This is a genomic window from Candidatus Chloroploca asiatica (genome assembly GCF_002532075.1).
Lineage (GTDB): Bacteria > Chloroflexota > Chloroflexia > Chloroflexales > Chloroflexaceae > Chloroploca > Chloroploca asiatica.
In genome coordinates this window covers 1-2,182 of the sequence record NZ_LYXE01000194.1, presented here as the reverse complement: position 1 = coordinate 2,182, position 2,182 = coordinate 1, and the positions used below count along the sequence as shown (strand labels likewise).

The following is a 2,182-nucleotide window of genomic DNA, read 5'->3' as shown; positions in this document are numbered from 1 at the left end:
GCCGTGCGCGCGACCGCCGCTTCCGTGGGGGCCGCACTTGCCCTGATCGGTGTCCCTACCACTTTGACGTAGCCCTATGAATTGGCACAGCCGTGTTGCGGCCCAACGCAGAGCGTCAGGTGTGCCGCTGGCAACTTTGATAGATGGCACCGCGTGATCGACATCGTGAATCAGCCTACCGTAGTTTACACTAGGGTAGGTTTTCAGCGCATCTCTATCAGCTCTAGGCTTCAGGGTCGGAAGCTATTATGTGTTCATGCCGCAGCGATTATGTATTCATGCCGCACGGAGCAGTGCTTCTTGGATGCTCGGCGCAAAATCGACTGGGATGAAATATCCTTTGGGATAGACGTAATCCTCGCCCGATTCATCAATGACCCGGAGTAAGTTATGGCTTGCCGCACGGTCATCTGGGATGACCTGATAAATCTTGCGTCGCTCAAGTGCAGCCGGGTAATCAGTATTGTCAATACAGATCACGAAGCGGAGCACCGGCTGTTCCACGGTCATGCGAGCCTCCTTAATCAAGCAGATACTTGATCTTGACTTCCTTACGCCCAAAGCCAGTCGCTTCATACTAGTGTACTTCTGCGCGATGCATGGTTCCATCTTCAAGGACAATCGTGGCGCTCCCTTTTCTCTTGCGCCATCGTGCTTTCCCATAGATTTTACGGAGCCGCTCGATCTCGCGTATACTGGCATTCGTGGCAATGGTCTCGACATCATCGATGTTGCGAATATTTCCCGTCGCAATCACCAAAAGTCTCGGCGGGCGGCGTGACAAGATGAAGCTTTCTACAAAATCGGCATCTTTTGTAACCACAATGCGTGTTTCTTGTATTGCGATATTCGTAATGTCGCTGTCCGACGTGGTGTTCTGCTGGGGAAGATCGAGGGTATGGATCGCGTCGTATCCCGCATTCCGAAACACAAAGACGAGTCTTCGTGGAAGTTGTGCATCAATAAGAAACTTCATGCGGCTGGGAGCAGTTCAATGCGCTTTACTTGGCTCAGGCGCATCGCATACTCTAATACTGCCAGAAGATCCTCGTGATCGAGATCTTCATAATCGGCAAGAATATCCGGAATCGACATGCCAGAACTCAGGAGTTCGAGCATGGACTCAACCGGGTAGCGTAATCCTCGAATAACCGGTTTGCCATGGCAAATATCAGGATGTATCGTGATACGATTCAGTAATGACGGCATACCGCCTCCTTTCGTCTCGTCCGTAGCAGGATTAAAGCACGAATGCGCGCTTGATGCTTCGCCGTATCAGCACATGATAGTGTCCGTATGGGGGTTACGGGTTGAGGACGGCCCAACGTTCGAGCTAAGCGGGCGACGACGGCAGGACGCCAGGCGGCCCGGGCTGGTGAAAATGTACCGCGTACCACCAGACCGGGCCTGGTGGCCTGCCGTTGGCGCTCCGCTTGAGCGAGGGGTTAGGCCGCACTGGTGAAGACGCGAATGTGATCGAATTCGCCAGAGCGTTCCTCGACCTCGTGGCTGAGGACGGTGAAACCCTCTTCACGTAGCTCTGCCAGCAGATCGGCGGCGGCGGGAACGAAGCGATAGGGGTGACCACTGAGGAAAGTATTTAGCGAGGCCGTACTTGCCTTGGTGCAGAGGCTGCTGACGAAGAATACGCCTCCATGCGCAAGAAGTCGTCGAACGTTCTTAAGCAGAGCGGACCTGCTTTCTCCAACAACACAGTGCAGACAATTGCCATCAACTATAAGTTCGAAGCGCTGGGCGGGCAGAACTTCAGGGCTGCACAGATCCGCCTGAACATAACGTACTTGAATCTCGCCTTGCTTTGCCTTAGCCCAGTCTATGGCTACTTCGGAGATGTCGACTCCGGTGACCTCAAACCCTTGACTGGCGAGCAAGCGGCAGAGGTGGCCCTCACCACACCCAAGCTCCAGTGCTCGGCCAGCGCGAGGGGTGTAGCGGCACTCCATGATTCGACGTAGCTGATTGGGGCCTTCTGCAAGTCGAGCGTCACCTCCCCAGCCTTGCCAGCCCTTCGTCTGCGCTTCGCGGTACAACGAGTCATAGATGCTTCTGTTGTTACGCATGGAGAGGGTCCTGTTGTGCGGCCTAACGAACTAAGGATTCATGTGGCGCGAAGCCGCCACATAATCCTTGTTGAGCGAAGCCGACGCGCTCAAGGTGCAGG

The 2,182-nt window shown here is 54.7% G+C and carries 4 protein-coding genes; all 4 read right to left on the bottom strand.

Annotation, left to right across the window (positions count from 1 at the left end; genetic code table 11):
- Positions 1-276: 276 nt before the first annotated feature.
- Positions 277-510 (bottom strand): hypothetical protein, encoded by a 234-nt coding sequence (locus A9Q02_RS22945; protein ID WP_097655412.1) that lies wholly within the window; start codon positions 508-510, stop codon positions 277-279.
- A gap of 67 nt (positions 511-577) precedes the next feature.
- On the bottom strand, positions 578-976 hold the full coding sequence (locus A9Q02_RS22940; protein ID WP_097655411.1) for a DUF5615 family PIN-like protein: 399 nt from the start codon (positions 974-976) through the stop codon (positions 578-580).
- The gene (locus A9Q02_RS22935) at positions 973-1,209 is read right to left on the bottom strand and encodes a DUF433 domain-containing protein (RefSeq protein ID WP_097655410.1); all 237 of its coding nucleotides are present in this window, start codon (positions 1,207-1,209) and stop codon (positions 973-975) included. Before A9Q02_RS22935 ends, A9Q02_RS22940 begins: the two co-directional genes overlap by 4 nt.
- Before the next feature lie 236 nt (positions 1,210-1,445).
- Positions 1,446-2,081, bottom strand: coding sequence for a class I SAM-dependent methyltransferase (locus A9Q02_RS22930; RefSeq protein ID WP_097655409.1), 636 nt, complete (start codon positions 2,079-2,081; stop codon positions 1,446-1,448).
- Between the last annotated feature and the right edge of the window lie 101 nt (positions 2,082-2,182).

Coding starts and splice junctions, on each gene's coding strand:
- A9Q02_RS22945 (WP_097655412.1), bottom strand. CDS start 510: ATGACCGTGGAACAGCCGGTGCTCCGCTTCGTGATCTGTATTGACAAT.
- A9Q02_RS22940 (WP_097655411.1), bottom strand. CDS start 976: ATGAAGTTTCTTATTGATGCACAACTTCCACGAAGACTCGTCTTTGTG.
- A9Q02_RS22935 (WP_097655410.1), bottom strand. CDS start 1,209: ATGCCGTCATTACTGAATCGTATCACGATACATCCTGATATTTGCCAT.
- A9Q02_RS22930 (WP_097655409.1), bottom strand. CDS start 2,081: ATGCGTAACAACAGAAGCATCTATGACTCGTTGTACCGCGAAGCGCAG.